This window comes from Streptomyces sp. NPDC020958 (genome assembly GCF_055562175.1).
The window spans coordinates 112,351-139,270 of sequence record NZ_JBVHFU010000019.1 but is presented as its reverse complement, the minus strand read 5'-3'; the positions used below and the strand labels follow the sequence as shown (position 1 = coordinate 139,270).

26 protein-coding genes are annotated in these 26,920 nt (G+C 72.8%); 15 read left to right on the top strand and 11 right to left on the bottom strand.

Translation table 11 applies throughout. The annotated features are described in order from the left end of the window. The first annotated feature begins 248 nt into the window (after nt 1-248). The 4 genes from ACZ3KP_RS36250 (at nt 249) to ACZ3KP_RS36235 (ending at nt 4,855) form a co-directional block, all read left to right on the top strand. A complete protein-coding gene (locus ACZ3KP_RS36250) occupies nt 249-2,027 on the top strand; it encodes an ABC transporter transmembrane domain-containing protein (protein ID WP_467504867.1) in 1,779 nt (592 codons plus the stop codon). After that, a complete protein-coding gene (locus ACZ3KP_RS36245; protein ID WP_467504865.1) occupies nt 2,024-3,805 on the top strand; it encodes an ABC transporter ATP-binding protein in 1,782 nt (593 codons plus the stop codon). The genes ACZ3KP_RS36250 and ACZ3KP_RS36245 overlap by 4 nt, the downstream gene beginning before the upstream one ends. 303 nt (nt 3,806-4,108) lie before the next feature. After that, nucleotides 4,109-4,579: a DUF5709 domain-containing protein gene (locus tag ACZ3KP_RS36240; RefSeq protein ID WP_358973292.1), complete on the top strand. Its 471-nt coding sequence runs from the start codon at nt 4,109-4,111 to the stop codon at nt 4,577-4,579. Between the two features lie 15 nt (nt 4,580-4,594). Then, on the top strand, nt 4,595-4,855 hold the full coding sequence (locus ACZ3KP_RS36235; protein WP_467504863.1) for a type B 50S ribosomal protein L31: 261 nt from the start codon (nt 4,595-4,597) through the stop codon (nt 4,853-4,855). A gap of 8 nt (nt 4,856-4,863) precedes the next feature. Here ACZ3KP_RS36235 and ACZ3KP_RS36230 read toward each other — a convergent pair whose 3' ends face one another. Continuing rightward, on the bottom strand, nt 4,864-5,658 hold the full coding sequence (locus ACZ3KP_RS36230) for a metal-dependent hydrolase (RefSeq protein WP_467504862.1): 795 nt from the start codon (nt 5,656-5,658) through the stop codon (nt 4,864-4,866). 145 nt (nt 5,659-5,803) lie between these two features. Here ACZ3KP_RS36230 and ACZ3KP_RS36225 point away from each other — a divergent pair, with 145 nt between their 5' ends. Beyond that, nucleotides 5,804-8,317 carry a DEAD/DEAH box helicase gene (locus ACZ3KP_RS36225; protein WP_467504860.1) on the top strand — a complete coding sequence of 838 codons (2,514 nt, stop codon included), beginning with the start codon at nt 5,804-5,806 and terminating at the stop codon, nt 8,315-8,317. Nucleotides 8,318-8,348: 31 nt separating this feature from the next. Beyond that, complete coding sequence (locus ACZ3KP_RS36220) at nt 8,349-9,215, top strand: acyl-CoA thioesterase (RefSeq protein ID WP_467504859.1); 867 nt, start codon at nt 8,349-8,351, stop codon at nt 9,213-9,215. Here the strand turns inward: ACZ3KP_RS36220 and ACZ3KP_RS36215 are convergent. Further along, nucleotides 9,152-10,114: a DUF6397 family protein gene (locus ACZ3KP_RS36215; protein ID WP_467504857.1), complete on the bottom strand. Its 963-nt coding sequence runs from the start codon at nt 10,112-10,114 to the stop codon at nt 9,152-9,154. The genes ACZ3KP_RS36220 and ACZ3KP_RS36215 overlap by 64 nt on opposite strands. A 126-nt stretch (nt 10,115-10,240) precedes the next feature. Continuing rightward, a complete protein-coding gene (locus ACZ3KP_RS36210) occupies nt 10,241-10,654 on the bottom strand; it encodes a roadblock/LC7 domain-containing protein (protein ID WP_132887377.1) in 414 nt (137 codons plus the stop codon). A 95-nt stretch (nt 10,655-10,749) separates the two neighbouring features. On the opposite strand from ACZ3KP_RS36210, the gene ACZ3KP_RS36205 reads away from it, so the two are divergent. Then, on the top strand, nt 10,750-11,178 hold the full coding sequence (locus tag ACZ3KP_RS36205) for a PPOX class F420-dependent oxidoreductase (RefSeq protein ID WP_467504855.1): 429 nt from the start codon (nt 10,750-10,752) through the stop codon (nt 11,176-11,178). Between the two features lie 3 nt (nt 11,179-11,181). Here the strand turns inward: ACZ3KP_RS36205 and ACZ3KP_RS36200 are convergent, their stop codons facing one another. The 5 genes from ACZ3KP_RS36200 to ACZ3KP_RS36180 form a co-directional block, all read right to left on the bottom strand. Further along, nucleotides 11,182-11,787 carry a GTP-binding protein gene (locus ACZ3KP_RS36200; protein ID WP_467504853.1) on the bottom strand — a complete coding sequence of 202 codons (606 nt, stop codon included), beginning with the start codon at nt 11,785-11,787 and terminating at the stop codon, nt 11,182-11,184. Between the two features lie 154 nt (nt 11,788-11,941). Further along, the gene (locus ACZ3KP_RS36195; protein WP_467504852.1) at nt 11,942-12,355 is read right to left on the bottom strand and encodes a DUF742 domain-containing protein; all 414 of its coding nucleotides are present in this window, start codon (nt 12,353-12,355) and stop codon (nt 11,942-11,944) included. A gap of 27 nt (nt 12,356-12,382) precedes the next feature. Beyond that, nucleotides 12,383-12,820 (bottom strand): roadblock/LC7 domain-containing protein, encoded by a 438-nt coding sequence (locus tag ACZ3KP_RS36190; protein ID WP_358973269.1) that lies wholly within the window; start codon nt 12,818-12,820, stop codon nt 12,383-12,385. Then, entirely contained in the window at nt 12,817-15,417 is a 2,601-nt protein-coding gene (locus tag ACZ3KP_RS36185) for a sensor histidine kinase (protein ID WP_467504850.1), read from the bottom strand. Before ACZ3KP_RS36185 ends, ACZ3KP_RS36190 begins: the two co-directional genes overlap by 4 nt. A gap of 46 nt (nt 15,418-15,463) precedes the next feature. Further along, nucleotides 15,464-16,237, bottom strand: a complete 774-nt coding sequence (locus tag ACZ3KP_RS36180; protein WP_467504848.1) for an MHYT domain-containing protein — start codon at nt 16,235-16,237, stop codon at nt 15,464-15,466. Nucleotides 16,238-16,387: 150 nt separating this feature from the next. Here ACZ3KP_RS36180 and ACZ3KP_RS36175 point away from each other — a divergent pair, with 150 nt between their 5' ends. From ACZ3KP_RS36175 to ACZ3KP_RS36165, 3 genes are all read left to right on the top strand, one after another. Then, entirely contained in the window at nt 16,388-16,987 is a 600-nt protein-coding gene (locus ACZ3KP_RS36175) for a class I SAM-dependent methyltransferase (RefSeq protein WP_467504846.1), read from the top strand. A gap of 96 nt (nt 16,988-17,083) precedes the next feature. Beyond that, nucleotides 17,084-17,389: a hypothetical protein gene (locus ACZ3KP_RS36170; protein WP_467504844.1), complete on the top strand. Its 306-nt coding sequence runs from the start codon at nt 17,084-17,086 to the stop codon at nt 17,387-17,389. Between the two features lie 136 nt (nt 17,390-17,525). Beyond that, nucleotides 17,526-18,380, top strand: coding sequence for a hypothetical protein (locus ACZ3KP_RS36165; RefSeq protein ID WP_467504842.1), 855 nt, complete (start codon nt 17,526-17,528; stop codon nt 18,378-18,380). A 123-nt stretch (nt 18,381-18,503) separates the two neighbouring features. On the opposite strand, the gene ACZ3KP_RS36160 is transcribed toward ACZ3KP_RS36165, so the two are convergent. Continuing rightward, entirely contained in the window at nt 18,504-18,686 is a 183-nt protein-coding gene (locus ACZ3KP_RS36160) for a hypothetical protein (RefSeq protein ID WP_358973256.1), read from the bottom strand. A 366-nt stretch (nt 18,687-19,052) separates the two neighbouring features. Here ACZ3KP_RS36160 and ACZ3KP_RS36155 point away from each other — a divergent pair, with 366 nt between their 5' ends. Then, the gene (locus ACZ3KP_RS36155) at nt 19,053-20,393 is read left to right on the top strand and encodes an esterase-like activity of phytase family protein (protein WP_467504840.1); all 1,341 of its coding nucleotides are present in this window, start codon (nt 19,053-19,055) and stop codon (nt 20,391-20,393) included. On the opposite strand, the gene ACZ3KP_RS36150 is transcribed toward ACZ3KP_RS36155, so the two are convergent. Further along, nucleotides 20,394-21,023, bottom strand: a complete 630-nt coding sequence (locus tag ACZ3KP_RS36150; RefSeq protein ID WP_467504838.1) for a hypothetical protein — start codon at nt 21,021-21,023, stop codon at nt 20,394-20,396. Nucleotides 21,024-21,222: 199 nt separating this feature from the next. Further along, nucleotides 21,223-22,389 carry a xylose isomerase gene (gene xylA / locus ACZ3KP_RS36145; RefSeq protein ID WP_467504836.1) on the bottom strand — a complete coding sequence of 389 codons (1,167 nt, stop codon included), beginning with the start codon at nt 22,387-22,389 and terminating at the stop codon, nt 21,223-21,225. Nucleotides 22,390-22,616: 227 nt separating this feature from the next. On the opposite strand from xylA, the gene xylB reads away from it, so the two are divergent. From xylB to ACZ3KP_RS36125, 4 genes are all read left to right on the top strand, one after another. Beyond that, complete coding sequence (xylB, locus tag ACZ3KP_RS36140) at nt 22,617-24,062, top strand: xylulokinase (protein ID WP_467504834.1); 1,446 nt, start codon at nt 22,617-22,619, stop codon at nt 24,060-24,062. A gap of 32 nt (nt 24,063-24,094) precedes the next feature. Then, entirely contained in the window at nt 24,095-25,303 is a 1,209-nt protein-coding gene (locus ACZ3KP_RS36135; RefSeq protein ID WP_467504832.1) for an ROK family protein, read from the top strand. A gap of 104 nt (nt 25,304-25,407) precedes the next feature. After that, nucleotides 25,408-25,899, top strand: coding sequence for an NUDIX hydrolase (locus ACZ3KP_RS36130; RefSeq protein ID WP_467504830.1), 492 nt, complete (start codon nt 25,408-25,410; stop codon nt 25,897-25,899). 328 nt (nt 25,900-26,227) lie between these two features. Continuing rightward, a complete protein-coding gene (locus tag ACZ3KP_RS36125; RefSeq protein WP_467504828.1) occupies nt 26,228-26,845 on the top strand; it encodes an N-acetylmuramoyl-L-alanine amidase in 618 nt (205 codons plus the stop codon). The last annotated feature ends 75 nt before the right edge of the window (nt 26,846-26,920 follow it).

Genomic DNA, 26,920 nt, shown 5'->3' with positions numbered 1-26,920 from the left:
GGGGGCCCCGGCGGCGGCGCCCCGCCCCCCCCCGCGCCCCCCCCCCCCCCCCCCCGCCGGGGGGGCGGGGGGGGGGGGGCGCGGGGGGCGGGGGGGGGGCCCCCCCCCCACGGCTGCACGCGCTTCGGCCGACCACCAGAAAACCGTTTGATTTCGAGCACGCACCGGCGCGAACCTTTCACGGCTTGTCACCGCCTTCCGACCCGATTCCCCCCTCCCCGTCACGAGCCGCTGGGACGTCACCGCTCATGCAGATTCAAGATCTTCCGTATGCCGATCCGGGTGTGCCGGACGCACGCTCGGGTCCCCGGTTCCTGTGGTGGCTGGGGCGGAACCAGCTGGGCGGCCAGCTCAAGGCACTGGCCTGGGGGCTGCTGCACTTCGTGTCCGTCTCCCTGCTGCCGTTCTGTGTGGGCTCCGCCGTCCAGGCCGTCGTCGACCGCTCCGGCAGCAGGCTGGCGCTGACCGGCGGTCTGCTGCTGCTGTGCGGTACGGCGATCGCGGTGGGCGACACCTTCCTGCACCGGACCGCCGTCACCAACTGGATCACCGCGGCCGCCCGCGTGCAGCAACTGCTCGCCCGCAAGGCCGCCGACCTCGGCTCCGCGCTGACCCGGCGGGTGGCGGCCGGCGAGGTGGTGGCCGTCTCCACCGCCGACGTGGAGCGGATCGGCTGGTTCGTGGAGGCCGTCTCCCGCTTCACCGCGGCCGCGGTGACCGTCGTCGCGGTCGCAGTGGGCCTGCTCCTCTACCAGCCCGCCCTCGGCTGGGTCGTCGCCGTCGGCCTGCCCCTGGTCGCGCTGGCCGTGCTGCCGCTGCTGCCCCGGGCCACCCGGCGCGCGGACGTCCAGCGCACCAAGGCCGGCCGCGCCACCGAACTGGCCTCGGACACCGTCGCCGGACTGCGCGTGCTGCGCGGCATCGGCGGCGAGGACCTCTTCCTGGACCGCTATCGCCGCGCCTCCCAGGAGGTACGGCGGGCCGCCGTACACAGCGCCCGGATGTGGGCGCTGATCTCCGCGATCCAGGTGCTGGTGCCCGGACTGCTGCTGATCGTCGTCGTCTGGCACGGCGTCCAGCTCGCCCGTCAGGGCCGCGTCACGGTCGGCGAACTGGTCACCGTCTACAGCGCGGTCATGATCCTCAATTATCCGTTGCAGCACTTCACCGAGATCGCGATGGCCTACTCCTTCTCGCGCCCCGCGGCGAAACGCGCCGCGCGGGTGCTCCGTCTGGAACGGGCCACCGACATCGGCGGCTCCCGCGCGGACGCGGTGCCGGACGGCGACCTGTACGACCCCGCCACCGGTCTGCTGGCCCCCGCGGGCCGCCTGACCGCGGTGGTCTGCGGCGACCCCGACGCGGCCGGGCGGCTCGCCGAGCGGCTGGGCGGCCACCCGGCCGAGCCCGGCGCCTCCGTGCTGCTCGGCGGCGTACCGCTCGACGAGCTGTCCCTGGCGGCGGCCCGTACCGCGGTGCTCGTCCAGGACAAGGACCCCGTACTGCTGTCCGGTTCGCTGCGCGAGCTGCTCGACGTGCCGGCCTCCGGTGCGGTGCGGGCCGAGGACGCGCTGGCCGCCGCCCAGTGCGCGGACGTGCTGGACGCCCTGGTCCAGGGCTCGCTGGACGTCACCGACCCGCTGGACGCCCGGATCACCGAGCGCGGGCGGTCCCTGTCGGGCGGGCAGCGCCAGCGGCTCGCGCTGGCCCGGTCACTGCTCACCGACCCCGAGGTGCTGGTCCTGGACGAGCCCACCTCCGCCGTCGACTCGCACACCGAGGCACGGATCGCGGAGGGCATCCGCGAGGTGCGGTCCGGCCGCACCACGGTGGTGTTCACCTCCTCACCGCTGCTGCTCGACCGGGCCGACCGGGTGGTCCTCGTCCACGAGGGCGAGGTCACGGCGGTCGGCGTGCACCGCGAACTGCTGCACGCCGAGCCCCGGTACCGGGCCGTGGTGACCCGGGAGACCGACGAGGAAGCGGCCCTGTGCGGCGCGCCGGAAGAGATCGAGGAGAGCGCATGATCGGCGTCGCACCACCGGCCTACGACCCGGCTGCCCCGACGACGGCCGCCACCCTGCCCGTCGGCGCCGCCGCGACGGTACGCGCCTACGTGGCCGAGCTGTTCCGCAGGCACCGCCGGGCCTTCACCCTCCTCGTCGCGGTCAACGCGGTGGCCGTGATCGCCTCCATGGTCGGCCCCTACCTGCTCGGCGCACTCGTCCAGCGGGTCTCCGACGGGGCCCGGGAGCTCCATCTGGGCCTGACCATAGGCCTGTTCGTGCTCGCGCTCGCCGTCCAGGCCGTGTTCGTGCGCGAGGTGCGGCTGCGCGGAGCCGTGCTCGGTGAGCGGATGCTGGCCGATCTGCGCGAGGACTTCCTGGTCCGCTCGGTCGCACTGCCGCCGGGCGTCCTGGAACGGGCGGGCACGGGCGACCTGCTGTCCCGGATCACCACCGACATCGACCGGCTGGCCAACGCCATGCGGGAGGCCGTGCCGCAGCTGTCGATCGGCGTGGTCTGGGTCGTGCTGCTGCTCGGCGGGCTGGCCGTCACGGCACCCCCGCTGGCCGCGAGCGTGCTGCTGGCCGTGCCGCTGCTGGTGGTCGTCTGCCGCTGGTACTTCAAGCGGGCCCCGGCCGGCTACCGCTCCGAGGCAGCCGGCTACGCGGCCGTGGCCGCCGCCCTCGCGGAGTCCGTGGACGCCGGGCGCACCGTCGAGGCGCACCGCCTCGGCGCCCGGCGCACCGCCCTGTCCGAACGCCGGATCACCGAGTGGACGGCGTGGGAGCGGTACACCCTGTGGCTGCGGTCGGTGCTGTTCCCCGCGGTCAACGCCACCCACACCACGGTCCTCGGCTCGGTACTGCTGCTCGGTGGCTTCTTCGTGCTGAGGGGCTGGATCGACATCGGCCAGCTGACGACGGGCGCGCTCATCGCCCAGATGCTCGTCGAGCCGGTGAACCTGATCCTGCGCTGGTACGACGAGGTCCAGGTGGCCCAGGTGTCGCTGGCCCGGCTGGTCGGGGTTCGGGACATCGAACCGGACGCCGGTGACGGTGCGCTGGCTCCCGAGGGCCGCGAGGTGCTCGCGGACGGCGTCCGCTTCGGCTACCTGCCGGGCGTCGACGTGCTGCGCGAGGTCTCCCTGGCGGTCGCCCCCGGTACCCGGCTGGCCCTGGTCGGCCCTTCGGGTGCGGGGAAGTCCACCCTGGGCCGGCTGCTGGCCGGGATCTACGCGCCCCGCGACGGCCGGGTCACCCTGGGCGGCGCGGAGCTGTCCCGGATGACCGCCGAACGGGTCCGGTCCCATGTGGCCCTCGTCAACCAGGAGCACCACGTCTTCGTGGGCTCCCTGCGCGACAACCTGCTGCTCGCCCGGACCGACGCCGAGGACGCCGAGCTGTGGGCGGCCCTGGGCGCGGTCGACGCGGACGACTGGGCGCGGGCCCTGGAGGACGGTCTGGACACCGAGGTGGGCTCCGGCGGGGTGGGGCTGACCCCGGCGCAGGCCCAGCAGATCGCGCTGGCCCGGCTGGTGCTGGCCGACCCGCACACGCTGGTGCTGGACGAGGCGACCTCGCTCCTGGATCCGCGCGCGGCCCGCCACCTGGAGCGGTCCCTGGCCCGCGTCCTGGACGGCCGCACCGTGGTCGCCATCGCCCACCGGCTGCACACCGCCCACGACGCGGACGTCATCGCCGTGGTGGAGAGCGGCCGGATCAGCGAGCTGGGCAGCCATGACGAGCTGGTGGCGGCCGACGGCGCCTACGCGGCGCTGTGGCGGTCGTGGCACGGCTGACCGGCCGTGCCACGTGGGTCGTGCGGCGGCGGGTGTCACGGAGGCGGTGCGGCGGCGGGTTTCACAGGGCCGGCGGCGGCGCGGGCAGCCGCGGCCCGACAGGGGTGCGCCGGGTCCCCGCACGAGGTGCGTCGCAGGTCGGGCCCCGTGCCGTTGCGCGGGTGCGAGCAGGGGTGGAAGGCTGGAGAGCGGCACCGGTTCGGGGACCGACCGGGAACCGCGGGGTCCACTCCCTGCGGGACCCGCGCCGAGCGTGCCGGCGGCCCGCCCCGCGGACCGTGTCCTCACTGCCTGGAGGTAGCCGTGACCACCGCCGACGGATGGGGGGACGACGTCTACCAGCCCGACGAGTCCGAGATCCGGGAGGACTCGGGTGTCCTCGACGTCGAGGACACCCTGGACTTCGACGGCGTCACCGACCCTCTCGACCGCGGCTGGTCCCCGCCCGAGCGGCCGTGGGCGGTGGAGCACACCGGGGTGACCGCGGCCGAACGCCGCCGGGGCGAGACCCTGGACCAGCGGCTGTCCGAGGAGCTGCCCGATCCCGCCGCCCCGGACGGCGACGGCATCGGCGACTGCGCCGGCACGGACGGCGAGCTGCTGGACAACGAGGTCGGCGACCTGCGCTCCGGCCGGCTCGTCGCCCCGAACGAGGGGGTGCACGAGGACGACGAGAACGGTTTGGTCGCCAGCGATGTCGGCATCGACGGCGCCGGAGCCTCCGCCGAGGAGGCCGCGATGCACATCGTCGACGAGGACTCCGCCTACGGCTGAACCCGAGGAGCCGCCATGCAGCAGGACAAGCACCCCGACTACCACCCGGTGGTCTTCCGCGACCGCGCCGCCGGATACGCCTTCCTGACGCGGTCCACGGCCACCAGCGACCAGACCATCGAGTGGGACGACGGCCAGAGCTACCCGGTGGTCGACGTGGAGATCTCCTCCGAGAGCCATCCCTTCTACACCGGCAAGGCCCGCACGGTGGACACCGAGGGCCGCGTCGCCGCGTTCGAGCGCCGTTACGGGGGTGGCTCCGGGGGGACCGGCTGACGGCGGGGTCAGATCACGTTGAGGGCGGCGGCGGCGCCTATGCCGCCGAGCACCATGAACACCGGCATGAGCACCCTCAGCTCGACCCAGCTGCCCGCGCGGAACCGCATCACCTTCGGCGGGCCCAGCGGGTACCAGCGCTTGCGGCCGATCGGGATGGGCCACAGGATCGGGCAGCCCGAGACGGTCAGCGCGTCCCCGATGTCGTGCACCAGCGCGCCCAGCACCACCGGCAGTCCCAGCCACAGGTAGTCCTGGCCGGGCCGGGTGAACAGCCAGTCCGAGCCGTTGCCCGCCTTGTCCAGGATGCCCGCGAGGATCCAGGCGCTGGTAGCCGCCAGCAACCACACCAGCACATCGCTGCTGGAGCCGCGGGCGGCCCGCCACAGCAGACCCTCGATCGCCAGCACCATGTGCAGGAAGAGGACCGCCAGCACCGCCCAGCGCCCGCCGAAGATCGCGGCGGCCGAGCAGCCGCCGCCGATCAGGACCGCCCACACCCAGGTGTGCGTCAGGGTGCGGTGGCCGCCGGAGCGGCGCGCGTCGCCCGGCTTGCGGGTGGCCTTGTAGACCGCGTAGGACAGCCTGTCGACGATCTCGCAGATCCAGCGGGACAGCGGTCCGAAGGCCCGTGAGATGGTGGCGGCCTTGTGGTCGAGGTCGGGGGCGAGCGCGGCGCCGGCGCAGATCAGCGCCCCGACCAGCAGCACCGGCCAGGGCATCGGGTGCCCGGTCGCGGCGGCCGCCGCTCCGACGCCGAGCCAGGCGGCGGCTCCCGACAGTGAGTGTGCTGGTCCCATCATGGCCGTGGCCCGCCCCATTCCTCGTGTACCGCTGTCCAGTTGACCGGGTGCGATGACGCTCCGTCGGCGACACAGCGTAGCGTTCATGATCTTCGTGCTCGAAGCCGATTCCCCCCTCGGCGGCCGGGCCAGGCAAGATGGGTCCGTGACCCTCATCGATCGACTGCCGCCGACCGCCGACCCCGACGCCCTGTACGAAGCCTTCGAGGCGTGGGCCGAGGAGCGTGGGCTCACGCTCTACCCCCACCAGGAGGAGGCGCTGATCGAGGCGGTCTCCGGGGCGAACGTGATCGTCTCGACGCCGACCGGCTCCGGCAAGAGCATGATCGCCGCGGGTGCGCACTTCGCCGCGCTGGCCCGGGACGAGGTCACCTTCTACACGGCCCCGATCAAGGCACTGGTGTCGGAGAAGTTCTTCGAGCTGTGCAAGATCTTCGGCACCGAGAACGTCGGCATGCTCACGGGCGACGCCTCCGTGAACTCGGACGCGCCCGTGATCTGCTGCACCGCCGAGGTGCTCGCCTCCATCGCCCTGCGCGACGGGAAGCAGGCGGACATCGGCCAGGTCGTCATGGACGAGTTCCACTTCTACGCCGAGGGCGACCGCGGCTGGGCCTGGCAGATCCCGCTCCTCGAACTGCCCCAGGCGCAGTTCATCCTCATGTCCGCCACCCTCGGCGACGTCTCCTTCTTCGAGAAGGACCTCACCCGCCGCACCGGCCGCCCCACCGCGGTGGTCCGCTCGGCGACCCGACCGGTGCCGCTCTCCTACGAGTACCAGCTCACCCCGCTGACGGAAACGCTCACCGAGCTCCTGGAGAGCAAGCAGGCGCCGGTGTACATCGTGCACTTCACGCAGGCGCAGGCGGTGGAGCGGGCACAGGCGCTGATGAGCATCAACATGTGCTCGAAGGAGGAGAAGGAGCAGATCGCCGAGCTGATCGGGAACTTCCGCTTCACCACCAAGTTCGGCCGCAACCTCTCCCGTTACGTCCGCCACGGCATCGGTGTGCACCACGCCGGCATGCTCCCCAAGTACCGGCGCCTGGTGGAGAAGCTCGCGCAGGCCGGTCTGCTGAAGGTCATCTGCGGCACCGACACGCTGGGCGTGGGCGTCAATGTGCCCATCCGCACGGTCCTGTTCACCGCCCTCACCAAGTACGACGGCAACCGGGTGCGCACGCTGCGCGCGCGTGAGTTCCACCAGATCGCGGGCCGGGCGGGACGGGCGGGGTTCGACACGGCCGGTCTCGTGGTCGCGCAGGCACCCGAGCACGTCATCGAGAACGAGAAGGCGCTGGCGAAGGCCGGCGACGACCCGAAGAAGCGACGCAAGGTGGTGCGCAAGAAGGCGCCTGAGGGCTTCGTCGGCTGGACGGAGAACACGTTCGAGAAGCTGATCGCTTCCGAGCCGGAGCCGTTGACGTCCCGTTTCCGGGTGACGCACACGATGCTGCTGTCGGTGATCGCCCGGCCGGGCAACGCCTTCGAGGCGATGCGCCATCTGCTGGAGGACAACCACGAGCCGCGCAAGCAGCAGCTGCGGCACATCCGCCGGGCGATCGCGATCTACCGTTCGCTGGTGGACGGCGGGATCGTCGAGAAGCTCGAGACGCCGGACGCCACCGGCCGCATCGTCCGCCTCACGGTCGACCTCCAGCAGGACTTCGCGCTCAACCAGCCGCTGTCCACGTTCGCGCTCGCCGCCTTCGAACTGCTTGATCCCGAGTCGCCCTCCTACGCCCTCGACATGGTCTCCGTCGTCGAGTCCACGCTGGACGACCCGCGGCAGATCCTGGTCGCGCAACTGAACAAGGCGAAGGGCGAGGCGGTGGCCGCCATGAAGGCGGACGGCGTCGAGTACGAGGAGCGCATGGAGCGCCTCCAGGACGTCAGCTACCCGAAGCCCCTGGAGGAGCTGCTCTTCCACGCGTACAACACCTACCGCAAGAGCCACCCCTGGGTCGGCGACCATCCGCTGTCGCCGAAGTCGGTCATCCGTGACATGTACGAACGAGCGATGTCCTTCACGGAGTTGGTGTCCTTCTACGAGCTGGCCCGCACCGAGGGCATCGTGCTGCGCTACCTCGCGAGCGCCTACAAGGCCCTCGACCACAACATCCCGGACGACCTGAAGTCCGAGGACCTGCAGGACCTGATCGAGTGGCTGGGCGAGATGGTCCGCCAGGTCGACTCCAGCCTGCTGGACGAGTGGGAGCAGCTCGCCAACCCGGAGGAGATGACCGCCGAGGAGGCCCAGGAGAAGGCCGACGAGGTCAAGCCGGTCACGGCCAACGCGCGCGCGTTCCGGGTCCTGGTCCGCAACGCGATGTTCCGCCGGGTGGAACTGGCCGCGCTCGACCAGGTCGACGAACTGGGCGAGATGGACGCGGAGTCCGGCTGGGACGCCGACGCCTGGGGCGAGGCGATGGACAAGTACTGGGACGAGTACGAGGACCTCGGCACCGGCCCCGACGCCCGCGGTCCCAAGCTGCTGGTGATCCAGGAGGAGCCGCAGAACGCGCTGTGGCGTGTCCGCCAGATCTTCGACGACCCGAACGGCGACCACGACTGGGGCATCAGCGCGGAGGTCGACCTGACGGCCTCCGACGCCGAGGGCCGCGCGGTCGTCCGCGTCACCGACGTCGGACAGCTCTGAGTACCGGTTCGAGCACAGGAGAAACGCACGCATGACGAACCCGGCCGAGAGACTGGTCGACCTGCTGGACCTGGAGCAGATCGAGGTCAACATCTTCCGTGGCCGCAGTCCCCAGGAGTCCCTCCAGCGGGTCTTCGGGGGCCAGGTGGCGGGCCAGGCGCTGGTCGCCGCCGGCCGCACCACGGAGGGCGACCGCCCGGTGCACTCACTGCACGCGTACTTCCTGCGTCCGGGCAGGCCGGGCGTGCCGATCGTGTACCAGGTCGAACGGGTCCGGGACGGGCGCTCGTTCACGACGCGCCGGGTCACGGCCGTGCAGCAGGGCCGCACGATCTTCACTCTGACCGCCTCCTTCCACAAGCCTGAGAGTGGAGCCTTCGAGCATCAGTTGCCGCCGGCCCGTGAGGTGCCGCACCCGGAGTCGCTGCCGACGCTCGCCGAGGAGATCCGCAAGCATCTGGGCGAGCTGCCGGAGCAGTTGGAGCGGATGGCGCGGCGCCAGCCCTTCGACATCCGGTATGTCGACCGGCTGCGCTGGCATCCCGAGGAGGTGCAGGGCGCCGAGCCGCGCAGTGCGGTGTGGATGCGCGCGGTGGGTCCGCTGGGCGACGATCCGCTGGTGCACACGTGCGCGCTGACCTACGCGAGCGACATGACCCTCCTGGACGCGGTGCGGGTCCCCGTCGAGCCCCTGTGGGGACCGCGCAACTACGACATGGCCTCGCTGGACCACGCGATGTGGTTCCACCGGCCGTTCCGCGCGGACGAGTGGTTCCTCTACGAGCAGGAGTCCCCCATCGCCACGGGCGGTCTCGGCCTCGCCCGCGGGCGGGTCTACGACCTCGAGGGGCGGCTGCTGGTGTCGGTCGTCCAGGAAGGGCTCTTCAGGGCTTTGTAGAGCCAGTCGCGCAGGCCGTGCGCGGGCCTCGGCCGTGCCGGGTGTCGGGACGGTCGCGGTGCGGCGCCCGGGTTGCCCGGGACGGGGCGAACGGTGTGCCGGGCGGGGCGGGGGGTGCCCGGGACCGGGCCGGGCGCGGGGCTCGTGGTGCGGGCCGCAGACACCTCCTGGGTGAGTTCGTCGCGGAGCCAGCCGATCTCGTCCGGAGCGTCCGCCGTCATGAGCTCCTCGGCGAGTTGCGCTGTGGGCGAGCCCGGCGCGCCATGGGCGGGCGGGGCCGGACGGAACTTCTCCACGTGCGCGCGCTCGTGGGGGTCCGTGACGACCTCGTCGACCTCACCGGGGTCCAGGAAACCCGCCACCACACCGGCCCGCTGCCAGGGCCCGTCCGCCTGCCTCAGCAGGAAACCCCGGTGCCGTCCACGCCAGTTGCGCGCCCGCTGGTCGGCGCCCGCCCTCAGCCGGTCGCGCAGTTCCTCCGGCGCGCGGCCGGTGAGCAGCCGGGTGTTCCGGTGGTCGGAGACGAACTGCCGTAGCTCTTCGGCCAGATAGAGCCAGACCACGGCCCGGTAGCGGTTCGGGTACCACCTGACGGGAGTGATCAGACCGAGTTTGGCGAAGCGGGTGAACCTGGCCGCCGGGATCTCCATCAGGGCAGCGCCCTCTGCCGTCCCCACGACCTTCACGCCCGCGCGGAGGGTCCCGGTACGGGGACGGAGCCGGTCGATCTCGGTCCATGGCACCCGGCGGGCTCCGCCGCCGCCCTCGTCGGGCACGGTACGGATCCGCCCGAGGTGTACCGCGAGGTCGAACTCGCCCCGCCTGAGGCCGAGTTCACGGGCGGCTCGGCTGGGTGCGCAGGTGAGCGGGCGGGTCTGGGCGAACATGGTGCCGGTCATGGTCGTTCTCCCCCGTGGAGCGGGTGGCTCGCGCCGGGTGCGCTCGCCGTGGAAAAGACCGTAGCCGCTCCGGCACAATCCGTCGCGGGCCTGTGGATAACTCCAGGCGCGGAGCGAAATCCCAGCTCAGAGGTCTATCGCGGAGGAGCGCTCCGGCTGCCGGGCGTCCACACCGAGGTGCTCGCCGACGCGGTTGACGAGCAGGGTCATCTCGTAGGCGATCTGGCCGATGTCGGCCTCGGCACCGCTGAGGACACACAGACAGCTGCCCGTTCCGGCGGCGGTGACGAACAGCACCGCCTCGTCGTACTCGATCATCGTCTGCCGGACCTGGCCGGCGCCGAAATGGCGTCCGGAGCCCTTGGCGAGGCTGTGCAGTCCGGAGGCGACGGCGGCCAGATGCTCCGCGTCCTCCCGGCGAAGGCCCGTGCTCGCGCCCGTGACCAGCCCGTCGTTCGACAGGACCAGCGCGTGCCGGACGTGTTCCACGCGCTCGGTCAGGTCGTCGAGCAGCCAGCCGAGCTTCTGGTTCTGCGCCATGTCGTAGCGTCTCCCCGTGTGCCGTCTCCCCCTGGCTGGAGGATCTCCCCGCCAGCCTTCCCCACCACCGGCGTCCGGGCAAGGAGGATGAGGGCATGGCAGAGAAGATGACCGACGAGGAATGGCGGGCGTTCGTCTCGCACGGCACCCGCACCGGCAAGCTGTCCACCGTCAACGCCGACGGCAGCCCGCACGTGGCCCCGATCTGGTTCCTGCTGGACGGGGACGAGCTGGTGTTCAACACGGGCAAGGACACCGTGAAAGGGCGCAATCTCGCCCGTGACGGGCGTGTCGCCCTGTGCGTGGACGACGACCGGCCCCCCTTCCACTTCGTGGTGCTGAACGGGCGCGCCCGGCTGTCCGAGGACCTGGGCCAGCTGCGCGATTCGGCCACCCGGATCGCGGCCCGTTACATGGGAGAGGAGCGCGCGGAGGAGTTCGGCGCCCGCAACGGTGTTCCGGGCGAGCTGCTGGTCCGGGTGACCGTGGAGAAGGTGGTGGCGCTCAGGGACCTCACCGGTTGAGAGTCAGCCGACCGAGTCGAGAAGCCGGGCGGTGTGCATCCGCCCGGCGTACTCGACGAGCCGGATCAGCACCTCCTTGCCGGAGTCCCGGTCGCGGGCGTCGCACAGGACGACCGGCGTGCCCTGGTCCAGGTCCAGGGCACGGCAGACGTCGGAGGCCCCGTACGTCCGGGCGCCGGTGAAGCAGTTGACGGCGACGACGAACGGGATGTGCCGGTGCTCGAAGTAGTCGACCGCCGGGAAGCAGTCCTCCAGGCGACGGGTGTCGGCGAGGACGACGGCTCCGAGGGCACCCTGCGACAGCTCGTCCCACAGGAACCAGAACCGGTCCTGGCCCGGGGTTCCGAACAGATACAGGGCGAGTCCGGAGCGGATGGTGATGCGTCCGAAGTCCATGGCGACGGTCGTGGTGACCTTCTGGTCCACGCCGTCCGTGTCGTCGACCGACTGCCCGGCCTCGCTGAGCACTTCCTCGGTGCGCAGCGGCCGGATCTCGCTGACGGCACCGACGAGGGTCGTCTTGCCGACGCCGAAGCCGCCGGCGACCAATATCTTGAGAGCCATGGCGGACGTGTCGTCGACGGCGTGTTCGGAGTGCTCGGAGACCATGATCACTTCTCTCGGAGGGCGAAAGCCGCCCGGACGGGTCGCTGGGCTCGGGACGCGAAGCCAGCATCATGACAACTACGGCGATCCTGGGGGCGCTCGGACCGGAACACGTCTCTTCTGACCGGCTCGCGCCCGGTTGGTTCCGGTTGCTCATCTACAGTGCCCGCAATCCCGCGATGACTTCGCGCAGAATCCGTTCGTCGGGAAGCTGGGCCGGTGGCACCGGACGGCTCACGGTGACGCAGCCCAGTTCCAGCAGGTCCCCGAGCAGCACCCGGACCACACCCACGGGCAGGTCGGCACCGGCGGCGAGCTCGGCGACGGACTGGGTCTCCGTCCGGCACAGGTCGACCAGCGCCAGGTGCTCGGGACCGAGCGCCGGCTCACCGTCCGCGCCGGAGCCCCCCGTATCCAGTGTGACCAGGGCGATCAGGTCGAAGCGCACACCGGTGGGGCCGGGTCTGGTGCGGCCGCCGGTCATGGCGTAGGGGCGGACCAGGGGCCCGGCCTCGTTGTCGTACCACTGGCTGCCCGGCTGGCGCGGGGCGCCGGTCGTGAACTCGTTCATCCGCGGTGCTCTTCCGGCTCTGCCTGCTCATCCGGCGGCGGGCGGCCTGGCGGCGACGCGGGGCGCCGTGCGGAGGTGCTCGCCCACCCGCTTGACCAGGCGTGCCATCTCGTAGGCGACCAGACCGATGTCGGCGGTGACGGCGGTCAGCACGGCGAGGCAGGAGCCGTCGCCCGCGGCGGCCACGAAGAGGAAGGCGTCGTCCATCTCGACCATGGTCTGGCGTACCCCGCCCGCCCCGAAGTGCCGTCCGGCGCCCTTGGCGAGGCTGTTGAAGCCGGAGGCCACGGCGGCCAGGTGGTCGGCGTCCTCCCGCCTGAGGCCGGTCGAGGCGCCGACGGCGAGACCGTCGTTGGACAGCACCACGGCGTGCCGCACCTCGGTGACGCGTAGCACCAGGTCGTCCAGCAGCCAGTCGAGTTCGCCGGAACTGCGGTCCGGCGTCGTTCTCGGATCCTGGATCATGCGCGGTCTCCTTCGGTGCTGTCGGTGCCCGCTTCGGGTTCCGGGGTGGCTCCGCGGCCGGGCCGTCTGCCGCCGCCACGCGCCCAGCCGTCGCGGTAGGCCGCCATTCGGTCACGTACCAGTTCGGGGGTGCGCTCGTGGCCGCCGCGGGCGGGCGCGGGTTCCTGGGCGCGGGGATCACGCAGTTGGGGGGCGAGGTTCGCCTGTCGTACCCGGCGTGGGAGGTCGTCGTCGGAGAAGTGGGAGGAGCCGGAGGAGTCGGAGTGGTCGGAGAAGCCGGCGTGCTCGGAGGAGGTGGAGCCGTGGGGTGGGCGGTAGGGCCGCAACGCGGTGACTCCGGGGGGCGTCGGTTCGGGGCCGGGGTCGGGGTTGGGGCGCGGGGGTTCGGGGGCGGGGTGCGGGGAGATGTGGGCGGTGACGGCGCGGGGCGGCCGGTCCGCGGGGGCGTGGGCTGCGGCCTCCGGGAGGACGGCGGACACGCGCGCGTACGCGCGTGCCGCGGGCTGCTCGGTACCGGCCGCCGGACGGCCGGAATTCTCCGCCGGGCCGCTGTGCAGCAGGGCCTTCGGCAGCAGGACCACGGCGGTGGTGCCGCCGTACGGGGAGGTGCGCAGATGCACCTTGATCCCGTGCCGGGCCGCGAGCCTGCTGACCACGAAGAGGCCGAGCCGGTCGCTGTCGAAGAGGTCGAGGGCCTCGGACTGCTCGATCCGCCGGTTGGCCTCGGCGAGCGTCTCCTGGCCCATGCCGAGGCCGCGGTCCTCGACCTCCAGGGCGTAGCCGTTGCCGACGGGTTCACCGGTGACGCGCACGCGGGTGTGCGGTGGCGAGAACTGGGCGGCGTTCTCGACGACCTCGGCGAGCAGATGCGTGAGGTCGGCCACGGCCGCGCCGACGACCGCGGCCTCGGGGACCTGGCGTACCTCCACGCGCGCGTAGTCCTCGACTTCCGAGACGGCGGCACGCACCACGTCGGTCAGGGAGACGGGCATCCGCCAGGCCCGGCCCGGGGCGGCCCCGGAGAGGATGATCAGGCTTTCGGCGTGGCGCCGCATCCGGGTGGTGAGGTGGTCGAGCCGGAAGAGGTCACTGAGTTCGTTGGGGTCGTCGGAACGACGTTCCATGCTGTCCAGCAGACTGAGCTGGCGGTGCACCAGGATCTGGCTGCGGCGGGCGAGGTTGACGAAGACGCCCGAGATGCCGCTGGCGAGCTCGGCGCGTTCCACAGCCGCGCGCAGGGCGGCGCGGTGCACGGTGCCGAGGGCCTCGGCGACCTGTCCGGTCTCGTCCTCGGCGGGCGGCCCCGGGGGCGCCTCGGCGCGGACGTCGATCTCCTCGCCGGCCCGCAGTCGGCGCATCGCCTCGGGCAGCTTGCGGCGCGCGATCTCCAGGGCGCTGTTGCGCAGGCTCACCAGTTCGACGACGAGGCCGCGTCCGATGCGGACGGAGATGACGAGTGAGGCGCCCACGGCGAGCAGACCGAACAGGACGGCGGCGCCGGCCGGGGTGAGCAGACCACGGGCGAACGGATCCGCACGGCCCGCGACAGAGCGGCCCGTGGCGGCCTGGATGCCGCGCATGCCGTCCTGCACGCGCGCGTACGCGGTGCTCCAGGCCGTCTCCCCTACCGCGTCGAGCGCCCTGGCTCCGGGGCGACCTGCCAGGATCTTGTCCTCGGCGGAGACGAGCGCGGTGTAACCGGCGCCGTCCGCGAGCCGGCGCCAAGCCGCGCGCTGCGAGGTCGGCAGATCGGTGACCGCCGCGTCCACGAGGACACGGCGGGTCTCCACGGCACCGGTGAACAGCCGCAGCCGTTCGCCTCCGAGGGCGCCGGCCGACCGGGCACCGGCGAGGACCGTGTCCTCCTGGGCCAGGGCCTCGCCCGCGCGGGAGAACTCGAGCAGCACGCGCGCGTCGGCGCCCATGTCGTCGGCCTGGATACCGGAGAGGGCGCCGTCCACCGCGAAGCCGGTGGCGATGGCCTGTGTGTACCGCCCGTAGGTCGCGGCCCAGTCGGCGCCGCGCTCTCGCACCGCCGTCCGCAGCGTACGCAGGCGCTCGGCGCCGGTGACGAAGGATTGCAGGCGCTGGGAGACACCCGAGGGCAGTTCCTCGCTGTCGGCGACGGTGCTGCCCCTGCCGAGCCGCAGCCGGGCCACGGCCTGATCGGTGCGGGCCCCGAGTCTCGCGAGGTCCGCGTCGAGTTCGGAGGCGGGGTCGGTCGCGTACCGCACGGCGGCGGTACGTTCGGCCTGGAGAGCGGCCACGGCGTCGGCGACCGGGGTCCGCAGCGAGGCGTCGACGCGTTGGGACTGGCGCAGCCGCGCGACGTCCTGCGCCGTGGTGACCGTGGCGTAGGCCCACAGGGCGAGCAGGGACATGACCGGCACCATGAGCAGGCAGACGACCTTGGCCCGTACGGTCCGGGGACGCAGCCGCCAGCCTCCCGGGCGTGCCGGAGGCTCGTCCGCCGGGGTGCCGTCGAGGTCCTCGGCCGGTTCGCGCGCGGGTCGCCCGGCGTGCGCGCGGCGGCCGCGCGGCGGTCCTGGAGACGGGGTCTCCGCGCCTGCCGCAGGGGTCCTACGGGATGTACGCATGGCGTCCTCGCTCGGAAGGTGGGTCGTGTGCGGGGGCGGGGCCCGGTCAGCGCGCGGCGCCCGTGACGGGCCGCTGCGCGGACGTGGACGCCTCGCGCTCCCCGGCCGTGGGCGAGAGCGCGACAAAGGCCGAGGTGAGGAAGAGGTAGGAGCCGAGGCCCACCGCGAGGGGGAAGATGAACTGCATCGCGGTGGCCCCGGGCAGGGGCGAGCCGGAGGGCGTCACGTGCACGCTGACCGCGAACATCCCGGTGTAGTGCATGCTGCTGACCGCCGCTCCCATGACGAGGGAGGCGAGGGTGACGGCGACGGGTGACCTGATGTTGAGCGCCGCCCACAGGGCCGCGGTCGCGGCGACCACGGCGATGAGCACGGACAGCCCGACGAGCATCGGGTCGTAGTGCACGTCACCGTGCAGCCGCACGGCCGCCATGCCGAGGTAGTGCATGCTGGCGACGCCCAGCCCGGTGGTGAGTCCCCCGAGCAACAGCGCCCGCCCCCGGTCGCGGCTGTAGCCGACGGCGAAGACGCCGGCGCTGACCACAACGACGGCGACGACCAGGCTGAGGATGGTCAGCGGTACGTCGTAGCGGATGTCGGTGCCGCTGACCCCGAAGCCGAGCATGGCCACGAAGTGCATGGTCCAGATGCCGGTGCCGATCGCGGAGGCCGCGGTGAGCAGCCAGTTGCGGCGGGCGCGGCCGGTGCTGCCGAGCGCGCGGACGGTGCAGCGCAGCCCCAGTGCGGCGCCGGTACACGCCATGACGTACGACAGCACGGGGGTCAGCCAGCCGAAGGTGGCGTGGTCCAGGTGTCCCATGGCCAAGGGACGCTAGGGGGCACGGGGGCGCAAAGGGAGCACGGTTCGAAAGGTGCCGCAATATGACGCAGAGATGCGCCGGAACGATCGCCTCCCGCTCGAACGTGCGCACAGGGGCGTCCTCCGTGGCGGTGAGGGATCATGCAGAACATGAGCGAAGACCACACGCGTGTCCGGGAGTTCTTCACCGAGCGGGCGGCCGACTGGGACCGCCGGTTCCCGGACGACGGTCCCGCGTACGCGGCCGCCGTCGCGGAGGCCAGGCTGGGCGTGGGAGACCGTGTGCTCGACGCGGGCTGCGGTACCGGGCGGGCGCTGCCGCCGCTGCGCGCCGCCGTGGGGCCCTCGGGCACGGTCCTCGGGGTGGATCTGACGCCGGCGATGCTGGAGGCCGCCGTGCGGGCCGGGCGGGACCGGGCCGGGCGGCTGCTGCTCGCCGACGTCTCCGCGCTGCCGGTGCGGTCGGCGTCCCTCGACGCCGTGTTCGCGGCGGGACTGATCGCCCACCTGCCCCGCCCCGCCGAGAATCTGCGGGAGCTGGCGCGGGTGGTCCGCCCCGGCGGCGTACTCGCCCTGTTCCACCCCATCGGCCGGGCCGCTCTGGCAGCGCGCCACGGGCGGCAGCTCACGCCGGACGACCTGCGCGCGGAGGGCAATCTCGGCCCCCTGCTCGCCGGTTCGGGCTGGCGCATGACGTCCTACGTGGACGAGGACACCCGGTTCCTGGCGCTGGCGGTGCGCACGGGCTAGCCGACGCCCTCTTCTGTTACCGGGACTTCAACTCTACGTTCAGTGAAGAAGGGCGCTCGTTCGAGAGCGACAGCCGGCAGGGGGAAGGTGGTGCGCGTGTTCGCACGGATCCGCAGGTACGCAGCCAGAACTCGGGGTGCCGACGCGACCGGGAACGCAGGGGTGTCGCCGCGGGGTGAAAGGCGTGCGCACAACTTGTTCGAGGCCGCGGCCGCCTACGTCGCGGCCCGGGCGGAGGACGACCAGGACCGACTGGAGGAGGCGTCGGGCTGGGTGTCGCCGGAGGCGTTGTCGTTCGGGGTGAGCGAGCTGGCGTGCCGGGCCGTCGTCGAGCTGGCTCGGCAGCGCGCCCAGTCGCCGCGGACGGTGGCGCGCGACCTTCTCGGGCTGCCGGTCGCCTGACCTGCCGATGCCGCCGTGGTCGTTTTCATCCGGTCCCGGTGGAAAACTGCAGCTCCGCGTACGGAGCCGGTCGTGACAACAGGCTTCCCGTCGCACTATGGTGCGCGCCGTTGGAGGAACGAGTGGGGAGGCAGGGATGGCCGGGACCGACGAGGAGGCCGTCGACACCGCGGACGAAGCGCTGTACGTGCTCACGGCGGTGCTGCTGACGCCGGCGAAGTTTCCGAGCGTGCTGGGCGACGACTATCCGGAGGCCTGCGCGGCACTGGAACTGGCACCGCGCGCCGACGGCTACGGCCTGGTGCTGGGGCAGGACGGCTCCGGAGCGCGCTGGACGGTCGTGATCGACGACGTCTCGCTGGTGGCCGTCGCGATCGCGTCCTGGGACTGCGGCATGGAGTACGACCTGTCGCCGGACGAGCGCACGGTGGTCACCGCCCTGCCCGGCTGGCCGCTCGCGGTCGCCGTGGCGGCCCCCAACGTGCCCCCGCCCCACGACCCCGGCCCGGAGGTCGCGGACCGGGCCGCGCTGACGCCGCCGGACACGAGCACCTGGGGACCGGCGCAGCGGCGGCTGGGCGCGGACGAGATCGCCCTGCAGTGGGCGATCTGGCGGGAGCAGATCAGCGAGGACCACTTCCGCACGCCGGCGGACCGCACCCCGCAGGCCTCCGAGGAGGACCCGCAGGAGGCCCCTGAGGGCTCCGCGCCCGCCCGCAAGGGCCATGTCGGGATCCGGCGTGTCCTGGCCGAGGCGCGCGCCTATGTGGACACGCCTCCGCCGCTGGGCCGGGTCCGCTCGTCGTTCGCCCCGGGCGACGCCCGTACGCTGCGCGCCGACGGGCCCGGCTGGTCACTGGTCGCCCGCACCGACGACATGGCCTTCGTGCTCCTCGACGACGAGCCGGGAGAGGTGCTGCCCGTCGGCCGGGGTCCCGAGCTTCCCGGGCTGCTGGAAGCCCTCGACAAGATGGCCGTGCGCCCTCTGTGACCCTCCTGGGCCGCGCCGGGCCCTCCGGGGCCGCGCCGAGCCCTCCGGGGCCGCGCCGAGCCCTCCGGGGCCGCGCCGGGTCCGGCCCGCGCCGGCCGGGGTCGCGGCCCCGGAGAAGGCGGCTCAGTGGCCGATCTCCTTGCGGCTGATCCGGCGCAGCCTGCGGCGCTGCGAGGGGTCGAGGGTGAGGTACGCCGCCACCGGCACGCCCACCACGATCAGAAAGGTCACCCACCAGGGCAGCCATATGAGCAGGATGAGCCCGACCGCCACACCTCCTGCGGCGATCTTCGCGTTCTTCGACATCGGCGTCGCCTCCTTCGCGGCCCTTGCCGCTCTCTGATCTGAGAACGGCCTCGCACCTCGCGCGGTTCCGGACCGCGACCCTGAGACATCCCTGACGCACGTCCCCCACGGGCCGGTCCCGGCTACGCACACCCGCCGCCCACCTGCCGAGGGCTGCCGGAGCTGCGCTGCCGATGACCACCGGGCCGGACGGCCGTGTCGAACACCTTGTGAAGTGGTCCAGCCGGGAGCCACGGAAACGGCCGCCGCTCCCTCACGGATGATCCGCCGAGTGACCGTCGCCCGCCGTTCACCGACCGGTCGAACGGCGTTCCCGGTGAGGCCGAACTCTGGCCGCTGCCAACGAACTTGCCACCAGGAGGCCTGATGTCCCCGCACGCCGGCGGCAGCCGCCGCGTCCCCCGTCTCGCCGCGACAGGTCTGCCCCTGGCCCTGGCCGCCGCCCTCGTGGCGGCGGGCACGGCCACCGCCTCACCGTCCGGACCGGCTCACGTCGTGCGCACGGCCACCCTGGGCGACATCCCGCTCGGCACCTTCAGCAACGCGCTGCTGCGGGGCAGCGTCGACAACGACCGGGGCATCGACCTCGGCGGCATCGGCAGCGACATCTACCCGGCCGGCCGCAAGGGCGAATACTGGACGGTCACCGACCGCGGCCCCAACGGCCAGATCAAGGTCGACGGCAAGAAGCGCCGGACCTTCCCCGTGCCCGGTTTCGACCCGGCGATCGTGAAGGTCCGGGTCACCGGCGACCGTCTCGACGTGATCGACGCGATCCCGGTCACCACCTCCTCGGGCAAGGCCGTCACCGGGCTGCCCGACCAGGCGGGCCGCGACGAGGCGCCGTACTCCTACGACGCGAGGACCGCGCTGTCGTACAACCCGAACGGTCTGGACACCGAGGGCATCGTCCGCGCCGACGACGGCAGCTTCTGGCTCGTCGACGAGTACGGCCCGTCGCTGGTCCACGTCTCCGCGCACGGGAAGGTGCTCACCCGTTACGTGCCCAAGGGGCTGCGTCTCACCGGCACCGACTACCCGGTGGTCGAGGCGCTGCCGTCCGTCCTCCTGCACCGCAAGATCAACCGTGGCTTCGAGGGGCTGGCCCTGCTGCCCGGCGGGGACCTCGTGATGGCCCTGCAGAGCCCGCTCTCGCTGCCGGACGGCGACGCCGGGGACGCCTCGCGCACGACCCGTCTGCTGCGGTTCTCGCCCCGCAAGAAGGCCGTCACCGCCGAGTACGCCTACCGCTTCGAACCGGTGAACGTGGTGGACCCCGGCGAGGACGACACGTCCGAGCTGAAGATCTCGTCGATCGTCGCGCTCGGCGGCGACCGTCTGCTGGTCGAGGAGCGCACCGACAACGCCGCACGCCTCGAAGTGGTGCGGCTGGACCGCAGGGCGGACATCCTCGGCGGCGTCTACGACGACGACACCACCTCCCCCTCGCTGGAACAGCTGGACGACCCCGCCGCGGCCGGTGTTCCGGTGCTCGGCAAGCGCCTGGTCGTCGACCTGAACGCGGTGCCCGGGGTGCCTCTGAAGATCGAGGGCGTCGCGCGCGTGGACCACGACACGCTCGCGCTCGTCAACGACAACGACTTCGGGATGACGGACGGCGCGGGCGCCTTCGACGCGCAGGGCCGCCTGGTCGACAGCGGCGTCGAGACGACCCTGGTGTATGTCCGGCTGCCCAAGGGGCTGTGACTACCCCAGCAGGGAGGGCAGCAGGGAATCGAGGCCGCTCGGCAGTCCGCTGGGCAGAGCCGAGGGCCACTGCGAGGGGAGTTCGCTCGGCAGCCGGGACGGCAGGCTGCTGGGCAGCTCCGTCGGCAGGCTGAAGGAGGGCCGGGCAGGGCCAGAGGTGTTCGGGCTGCCCATGGTGGGCTTGCCGCCGGGTGAGCCGCTGCCGCCGGACGACACCGTCAGCACGACGACGGCGACCGCCACCGCCGCCACCAGCACCGCCAGCACGGCGAACAGCGGGCCCGTGCGCCGCCGTGGCGGTCCGGGTGGCCGTGGCGGTGTCCAGCCGACCGCGGTCGGCGGCTCGCCGCCACCGGGCGGCGCACCGAAACCGCCGTACGGCGGCCGGTCGGTCACGTCGTCCACGGGCGGCCCGAACCGGCCGCCGGACCGCGGTCCGTGCCCGATGCCGACTTGCGGTCCGTAGTCCGCGCCGGGCAGCGGTCCGAAGTCCGTGCCGGACAGCGGGCGGTAGCCCTCGTGCGGGGGCGGGTCGTACTTCCCGTCCGGGAGCGGGTCGTAGGTCCCGTCCGTGGGCGGAGTGCGCTCGGGCGGGCCGGGCGGTCGGGGCGGTACGGGTGGCGTGGCCATACCGCCAAGAGTCACCCGGTACCGGGCATCACGCGATCCCCGCAAGGGGGTTGACACGGACTCATGCCGTGGACCGCATGATTCCGGAGCATTTCCCTCGACAACCAGCCCCGCGGGAACCGGCAACGGGGACACACGAAGCGAGCCGCGCGCGTGAAGGCGTTCCTCTCGAAATCCCCCGCACGCGCGCGTGCCGGTGTCAGCCGCGGGCGCCCAGCAGGTGGTCCATCGCCAGCTGGTCGAGCTGCTCGAAGGCCATGCCACGGGCTGCGACCGCCTCCGCGTCGAACTCCTCGAAGGCCGCACGGTCGGCGAGGAGCGCCTGCAGGCCGTCCGCGGCGGTCGGCTGGGCCAGCTGGTCCAGCCGGGAGGCCCGCAGGGCCTCCTGGACCTCCGGGTCGGCGCGGAAGGCGGCGGCGCGCTCCTTGAGGATCAGGTAGTTGCGCATGCAGCCGGCGGCCGACGCCCACACGCCGTCGAGGTCCTCGGTCCGCGGCGGCTTGAAGTCGAAGTGCCTCGGCCCCTCGTAACCGGCGCTCTCCAGAAGGTCGACCAGCCAGAAGGCGGCGCGCAGGTCACCGGCGCCGAAGCGCAGGTCCTGGTCGTACTTGATGCCGGACTGGCCGTTGAGGTCGATGTGGAAGAGCTTGCCCGCCCACAGCGCCTGGGCGATGCCGTGCGGGAAGTTCAGGCCGGCCATCTGCTCGTGGCCCACCTCGGGGTTGACGCCGTACAGCTCGGGGCGCTCCAGGCGCTCGATGAACGCGAGCGCGTGGCCGACGGTGGGGAGCAGGATGTCGCCGCGCGGCTCGTTCGGCTTGGGCTCGATGGCGAAGCGCAGGTCGTAACCCTGGGAGGTGACGTACTCGCCGAGGAGGTCGAAGGCCTCCTTCATGCGGTCGAGGGCGTTGCGCACGTCCTTGGCGGCGCCGGACTCGGCGCCCTCACGGCCGCCCCAGGCGACGTAGGTCTTGGCGCCCAGCTCGGCGGCCAGGTCGATGTTGCGGATGGTCTTGCGCAGCGCGTAGCGGCGCACGTCACGGTCGTTCGCGGTGAACGCGCCGTCCTTGAAGACCGGGTGGGTGAAGAGGTTGGTGGTGGCCATCGGGACGGTCATGCCGGTCGCGTCGAGGGCCTGGCGGAAGCGCTTGATGTGCGATTCACGCTCGGTTTCGGAGGATCCGAAGGGGATGAGGTCGTCGTCGTGGAAGGTCACGCCGTAGGCGCCCAGCTCGGCCAGACGCTGGACGGTCTCGACCGGGTCGAGGGCACGGCGGGTGGCGTCGCCGAACGGGTCCCTTCCCTGCCAGCCGACGGTCCACAGGCCGAAGGTGAACCTGTCCTCGGGGGTGGGCTGGAAGCTCATGCCGCGGCTCCTTGCTTGATGCCTGTCGTGATGGGGGTGCGCGACGTCGGTCGGCACGACTGTCGGGCCGACTATTTCGTCATGGCCGTTTACAAATTAGTATGCCGACGCATCCCTGGGAAGGGTCACCCTGTCCCCGAGAGCCGAAAACCGGGGCTCGACACCCCGGTCAACCAGGAAAACCGCAGGTCAGGCAGACCGCGCAACGCGGAAAAAGGGAGAGCCCGATGTCAGCAGCCGAGGGTCCGCTCGTCGTCGGCGTGGACACGTCCACCCAGTCCACCAAGGCACTGGTGGTCGACGCGTCCACCGGGCAGGTGGTGGCGAGCGGCCAGGCACCGCACACCGTGTCCTCCGGCGCGGGCCGGGAGAGCGATCCGCGTCAGTGGTGGGACGCGCTGTGCGAGGCGCTGCACCGGTGCGGGGAGGCGGCGCGCGAGGCGGCCGCCGTGTCGATCGGCGGTCAGCAGCACGGCCTGGTCACCCTGGACGGGCGCGGCGAACCGGTACGGCCCGCACTGCTGTGGAACGACGTCCGTTCGGCGTCCCAGGCGCGGCGGCTGGTCGAGGAGCTGGGCGGTCCGAAGGCCTGGGCGGAGCGCACCGGCAGCGTGCCGGGCGCGTCGTTCACGGTCACCAAGTGGGCCTGGCTGGCCGAGCACGAGCCGGAGGCGGTCCGTGCGACCAGGTCCGTACGGCTCCCCCACGACTACCTCACGGAGCGGCTGACCGGGCAGGGCACGACCGACCGGGGTGACGCCTCCGGCACCGGCTGGTGGGCGTCGGCGACCGAGGCGTACGACGAGGAGACCCTCGCCCACGTCGGTCTGGATCCGGCGTTCCTGCCCCGGGTGGTGCGGCCCGGCGAGGTCGCCGGCACCGTCCGCGACAGCCACGACCTGCCGTTCTCCAAGGGCACCCTGGTCGCTCCCGGGACCGGCGACAACGCGGCGGCGGCGATGGGACTCGGGCTGCGCCCCGGCACCCCGGTGCTGAGCCTCGGCACGTCCGGCACGGTGTACGCCGTCTCCAAGCACCGGCCCGCCGACCCGACCGGCACGGTGGCGGGTTTCGCCGACGCGCACGGCGACTGGCTGCCCCTCGCCTGCACCCTGAACTGCACCCTCGCGGTCGACCGGGTCGCAGCCCTCCTCGGGCTGGACCGGGAGGCCGTCGAGCCGGGCACCTCGGTCACCCTGCTGCCCTACCTGGACGGCGAGCGCACCCCGAACCTGCCGAACGCCTCCGGACTGCTGCACGGCCTGCGCCACGACACCACCGGCGGTCAGCTCCTCCAGGCCGCCTACGACGGGGCCGTGCACGCCCTGCTGGGCGCCCTGGACCTGGTCCTGGACGCGGACGCGGACCGGACCGCACCGCTGCTGCTGATCGGCGGCGGCGCCCGCGGCCGCGCCTGGCAGGAGACGGTACGGCGGCTCTCGGGGCGCCCGGTGCGGGTGCCCGAGGCGAAGGAACTGGTCGCTCTCGGCGCGGCGGCGCAGGCGGCCGGGTTGCTGACCGGGGAGGACCCGGCGGCGGTGGCCAGGCGCTGGGACACGGCCGCGGGCCCGCTGCTGGACGCGGTGGAGCGGGACGACGCGACGCTGGCCAGGATCTCCGGGGTACTCTCCGACGCGGCCCCGCTGCTGGAGCGGACGCCTGAGGACCGCTGACCCGCCCTGGAGCCCAGAGGATTGATGGAGGCATGACCGCACCGCTGCACGAGGCCCGTACCACGGCGACCAGTCGTGCCCTGCCGGACACCCAGCAGGGCATGCGCCGGCGCAACCTCGCGCGCGTGATGCACGCGGTCAGGGCCGAGGGCTCGCTGTCGCGGGCCGCGGTCGCCTCGCGCATCGGGCTGACCAGGGCGGCGGTGTCGACCCTGGTGGACGAGCTGGTCCGCTGGGGACTCCTGGAGGAACTCGGTCCCGAGCGGCCCAGCCGGGTGGGCCGTCCCGGCTCGGCGCTCGCGGTGAGCGGGCGCGGCCCGGCCGGGATCGGCGCGGAGGTCGGGGTCGACCACCTCGCCGTGTGCGCGGTGGACCTGCGTGGGGAGATACGCGCGCGTGCCGTGCGGCACGGCACGAACCGGGGCCGGGACCCGCGGCCGGTGGTCGGGGAACTGACCACGCTGGTCCGGCGGGTCGTGGCGGACGCGGAACAGGAGGGCCTGTGGCCGGCCGGTCTCGCGGTCGCCGTCCCCGGCCTGGTCGCCCGCGACGGCCACACGGTCGTGCATGCCCCGAACCTCGACTGGCACGACATCGATCTCGGCGTGCTGCTGCCCGCAGGCCTGCCGCTGTCGGTGGACAACGAGGCGAACTTCGGCGCACTGGCCGAGCTGTGGCTCGGCGACGCCACCCCGCGCGACTTCCTGCACGTGTCGGCGGAGATCGGTATCGGTGCCGCCGTCGTCGTGGACGGTCAGCTGCTGCGCGGCAACCGCGGTTTCGCGGGCGAACTCGGCCATGTGCCGGTCCGTCCCGACGGACCGCGCTGCGCCTGCGGCGGACGCGGCTGCCTGGAGCAGTACGCGGGTGAGGAGGCGGTGCTGCGCGCGGCCGGCCTGGAGTCCCGCGAGGACGCGGTGGGGCTGCTCGCGCGGGAGGCGGGCGAGGACCACGAGGGCGCGCGGCGCGCCCTGCACGACGCCGGTACGGCTCTGGGTATCGCCCTGACCGGCGCGGTGAACCTTCTCGACCCCGAGTCGGTGGTCCTCGGCGGTGCCCTGGCCGGCCTCGCGCCGTGGCTCCTGCCGTCCCTGGAAGCCGAACTGTCCGACCGGACGACGGGCCCGGCCTGCCCGGTATCCGTCTCCCACCTGGGCTCTGAAGGGCCGCTGCTGGGCGCGGCCCACTCGGTCGTCCGGGCCGTGCTGGACGATCCCGCGACGGTGGCGGAACGGGCCTGAGCCGGTCACTCTCGCGCGGTCCGTGTCCTTCGTGCGGGTGGTTCAGGACCACCACGCCGCGGGGAGTCACCTCTGAGGTTCCGTCGGACTCCGGGGAGGTGCGCGTGGCCGAGTGGGTTCCCCGCGCGGAATGGATCAGGACCCAGCCGCAGGCGCTCATCGCCTCGTGCGTGGTCATGCTGGACGAACACGATCGCGTCCTGCTGCTGCGCTACGGTCCCGGTCAGCCGTGGTCGGGCAGGTGGTGGCTGCCCGGCGGAATGCTGGACCACGGTGAGGATCCCCGGACGGCGGCCCGGCGGGAGATGCTGGAGGAGACGGGCATCGCCCTCGGCCCGGAGCCCCGGCTGATCGGCATCGACCATCGCGCGGACGTGCTCGGCACCGGACCGGTTCTGGACTGCTTCTTCCACGGCGGACTCTTCACCGGCGGGACGGCGGTACGGCTGAGCGACGAACACGACCAGTACGCTCTGGTCCCCGTGGCGGAGTTGACGCACACGCCGCTCGCGGCGTCCCTGCCGACGCTCCACGCCCTGCACTCGGCGGCCAAGTCGGGTTCCTTCGCCTACCTCCGCGAGGGCGCGCCCGGCTGAGACGCCCGGGGCCGGCCGCCTGGGCACCACACGGCCCGTGCTGGTGCGTGCGCACGAGGGACATCGAGCCGGACGCGGTGGGCGGCGCGCGACCACGGGTCGGGGGAACTCGACACCCACCGGCACACGACGGGGAGGGTGGAGTCGCCGTCGGCCGACATGTGCGACACCAACTGCACGTGTGTGGCCGAGCTCCGCAAGGAGTGGCCGCCCGCGCGCGAGACTTGCCGCGGACTGCACGCGCGGCTGCGCGCGACGGCGGCGGCCCCGCGCCGGTGACCGCCGCCGCTCGCCCCGTGCCGCGAGCACACGTTTCCGAAAGGCACCCATGGACCGGGCACGACCGCTTCCCAGCAGGCGACGGCTCCTCACCGGCGCGGCCCTCGCCGTCGTCCCGTACACGCTGCTCCCCGAGACCCGCGCGGACGCCCGTACCGCGGTCGTCGACTACCCGAGGGCCGAGTGGGCGGCGGCGAGCAGCGTGAACCGCACCCCGGCGCAGCGCCCTGACGAGCACCGGATCGACCGTGTGATCGTCCACGTCGCGCAGCAGTCCTACGCCGGCACGCTGGCCACCTTCCAGAACCCGAAGCAGCGGGTGTCCGCGCACTATCTGGTGCGCTCGGCGGACGGTCATGTCGCGCAGTGCGTGCGGGAGACCGACATCGCCTGGCACGCGGGGAACTGGGACTACAACACTCGGAGCATCGGCATCGAGCACGAGGGCTGGGTGGACAGGCCGGAGTACTTCACCGACGTCCTGTACGCGGCGTCGGCACGGCTGACGGCGTCGATCTGCGAGAGATACGGCATCCCGAAGGACCGGGAACACGTGATCGGCCATGTCGAGGTGCCGGGGACCGATCACACGGATCCGGGCGTGCACTGGGACTGGAGCCGCTACATGAAGCTGATCGGCCTGGCCTCGCTCGATTCCCCCGATTGAGGAACGCCGTAACGGTTGTCGGCGCGAACACCCCGCGTGACGATGTCCCCAGCCGCATCGCCGTCCGAAGCCGCA

Bases quoted from the DNA above. Each gene is read 5' to 3' on its own strand.
- ACZ3KP_RS36250 (WP_467504867.1), top strand. From the start codon at position 249: ATGCAGATTCAAGATCTTCCGTATGCCGATCCGGGTGTGCCGGACGCA.
- ACZ3KP_RS36245 (WP_467504865.1), top strand. From the start codon at position 2,024: ATGATCGGCGTCGCACCACCGGCCTACGACCCGGCTGCCCCGACGACG.
- ACZ3KP_RS36235 (WP_467504863.1), top strand. From the start codon at position 4,595: ATGCAGCAGGACAAGCACCCCGACTACCACCCGGTGGTCTTCCGCGAC.
- ACZ3KP_RS36230 (WP_467504862.1), bottom strand. From the start codon at position 5,658: ATGATGGGACCAGCACACTCACTGTCGGGAGCCGCCGCCTGGCTCGGC.
- ACZ3KP_RS36220 (WP_467504859.1), top strand. From the start codon at position 8,349: ATGACGAACCCGGCCGAGAGACTGGTCGACCTGCTGGACCTGGAGCAG.
- ACZ3KP_RS36215 (WP_467504857.1), bottom strand. From the start codon at position 10,114: ATGACCGGCACCATGTTCGCCCAGACCCGCCCGCTCACCTGCGCACCC.
- ACZ3KP_RS36210 (WP_132887377.1), bottom strand. From the start codon at position 10,654: ATGGCGCAGAACCAGAAGCTCGGCTGGCTGCTCGACGACCTGACCGAG.
- ACZ3KP_RS36205 (WP_467504855.1), top strand. From the start codon at position 10,750: ATGGCAGAGAAGATGACCGACGAGGAATGGCGGGCGTTCGTCTCGCAC.
- ACZ3KP_RS36200 (WP_467504853.1), bottom strand. From the start codon at position 11,787: ATGGTCTCCGAGCACTCCGAACACGCCGTCGACGACACGTCCGCCATG.
- ACZ3KP_RS36195 (WP_467504852.1), bottom strand. From the start codon at position 12,355: ATGAACGAGTTCACGACCGGCGCCCCGCGCCAGCCGGGCAGCCAGTGG.
- ACZ3KP_RS36190 (WP_358973269.1), bottom strand. From the start codon at position 12,820: ATGATCCAGGATCCGAGAACGACGCCGGACCGCAGTTCCGGCGAACTC.
- ACZ3KP_RS36185 (WP_467504850.1), bottom strand. From the start codon at position 15,417: ATGCGTACATCCCGTAGGACCCCTGCGGCAGGCGCGGAGACCCCGTCT.
- ACZ3KP_RS36180 (WP_467504848.1), bottom strand. From the start codon at position 16,237: ATGGGACACCTGGACCACGCCACCTTCGGCTGGCTGACCCCCGTGCTG.
- ACZ3KP_RS36175 (WP_467504846.1), top strand. From the start codon at position 16,388: ATGAGCGAAGACCACACGCGTGTCCGGGAGTTCTTCACCGAGCGGGCG.
- ACZ3KP_RS36165 (WP_467504842.1), top strand. From the start codon at position 17,526: ATGGCCGGGACCGACGAGGAGGCCGTCGACACCGCGGACGAAGCGCTG.
- ACZ3KP_RS36160 (WP_358973256.1), bottom strand. From the start codon at position 18,686: ATGTCGAAGAACGCGAAGATCGCCGCAGGAGGTGTGGCGGTCGGGCTC.
- ACZ3KP_RS36155 (WP_467504840.1), top strand. From the start codon at position 19,053: ATGTCCCCGCACGCCGGCGGCAGCCGCCGCGTCCCCCGTCTCGCCGCG.
- ACZ3KP_RS36150 (WP_467504838.1), bottom strand. From the start codon at position 21,023: ATGGCCACGCCACCCGTACCGCCCCGACCGCCCGGCCCGCCCGAGCGC.
- xylA (WP_467504836.1), bottom strand. From the start codon at position 22,389: ATGAGCTTCCAGCCCACCCCCGAGGACAGGTTCACCTTCGGCCTGTGG.
- xylB (WP_467504834.1), top strand. From the start codon at position 22,617: ATGTCAGCAGCCGAGGGTCCGCTCGTCGTCGGCGTGGACACGTCCACC.
- ACZ3KP_RS36135 (WP_467504832.1), top strand. From the start codon at position 24,095: ATGACCGCACCGCTGCACGAGGCCCGTACCACGGCGACCAGTCGTGCC.
- ACZ3KP_RS36125 (WP_467504828.1), top strand. From the start codon at position 26,228: ATGGACCGGGCACGACCGCTTCCCAGCAGGCGACGGCTCCTCACCGGC.